At 63.4% G+C, this 1,376-nt stretch carries 2 protein-coding genes; both read left to right on the forward strand.

Features of this window, described 5'->3' with window-relative positions:
* Nucleotides 1–786, forward strand: a 786-nt coding sequence (locus HV773_RS36425; RefSeq protein WP_175198542.1) for an electron transfer flavoprotein subunit alpha/FixB family protein, incomplete at its 5' end; no start/stop codon positions are given.
* Between the two features lie 445 nt (nt 787–1,231).
* A partial coding sequence (locus HV773_RS36430) for an FAD-dependent oxidoreductase (protein ID WP_246282659.1) occupies nt 1,232–1,376 on the forward strand: 145 nt, incomplete at its 3' end.

The raw sequence follows: 1,376 nt of genomic DNA on the forward strand, positions 1-1,376 counted from the left end.
GTGGCGAAGGTGCTGCTGGCCGACGCGCCGCAACTCGAAGTGGGTCTTGCTGAGAACGTCGAAGCGACGGTCCTGAGCATCGCGAAGAACTACACGCACATCCTCGCGCCGTCGACGGCAGCGGGCAAGAACGTCACGCCGCGCATCGCCGCGAAGCTGGACGTTGCGCAGATCTCGGACATCACGGCAGTGGATTCGCCGGACACGTTCGAGCGTCCGATCTACGCCGGCAACGCGATTGCAACGGTTCAGTCGCAAGACCCCATCAAGGTCATCACGGTCCGCACGACTGGGTTCGACGCCGTTGCAGCCGAAGGCGGCAGCGCAGTGGTGGAGAAGCTCGAAGCGGCGGCAGACAGCGGCCTCTCGCAGTTCGTCGGCCGCGAAGTCACGAAGCTCGACCGTCCGGAACTCACGAGCGCGAAGATCATCGTCTCGGGTGGCCGCGGTCTGGGCAGCGGCGAGAACTACACGAAGGTTCTCGAGCCGCTCGCCGACAAGCTCAACGCGGCGCTGGGCGCATCGCGCGCGGCTGTGGACGCGGGCTATGTGCCGAACGATTACCAGGTGGGCCAGACCGGCAAGATCGTCGCGCCGCAGCTGTACGTCGCGGTGGGTATCTCGGGTGCGATCCAGCATCTGGCCGGCATGAAGGACTCGAAGGTGATCGTGGCGATCAACAAGGACGAAGAAGCGCCGATCTTCAGCGTAGCCGATTACGGTCTCGTGGGCGATCTGTTCACCGTTACACCGGAACTCATCGGCGAGCTTCAACAGCAGGGTTAGCACGAGCCGAACGGCGGAGCCGAGTCGCGTCGTCATGACGGGCGGGTAGCGGGAGAGGTCGATGAACGGAAGGGAACGAACATTGCGCGTGCTCGCCGAGAAGTGGCTTGGCGAGGAGGGCGCGAGGGCGGCACGCGTGACGCGCTTCAGTCACGGTGCTCGCAGGCGTTGGCGCTATGTGTGTGTCGAGGCAGGGCGGCCAGGCGGCGTGTTTTCCATTTTCTTTTTCAGGCACGACGATGGCTCGTGGTGCGTTTTCCCGCCGTCTGGGCAGCGCCCGGTGATGGGAGGCGTGCAACGATCGCACGAGGCGAGCGCTGAGTATATGGGCACAAACGAAATGGTTGCGGGCGCATTCGTCTAACGCGCAACCGGCGAAGGCCGACGTGCCGCTAGCGGCGAATCATGGTTTTGAGCAGATAAGTGGAGAGGCAGGGCAGTGTCAATTCCTACAATTCTTGAAAGCGACCTCGAAAATACACGCGAGTCGATGGAATACGACGTGGTGATCGTAGGCGGCGGCCCGGCGGGCCTGTCCGCGGCGATCCGCCTGAAGCAACTGGCAGCAGAAAAAGGCGCTGAAATCGGCG

The sequence above is a fragment of the Paraburkholderia caffeinitolerans genome (assembly GCF_902859945.1).
In the GTDB taxonomy this organism is placed as follows: Bacteria; Pseudomonadota; Gammaproteobacteria; order Burkholderiales; family Burkholderiaceae; genus Paraburkholderia; species Paraburkholderia caffeinitolerans.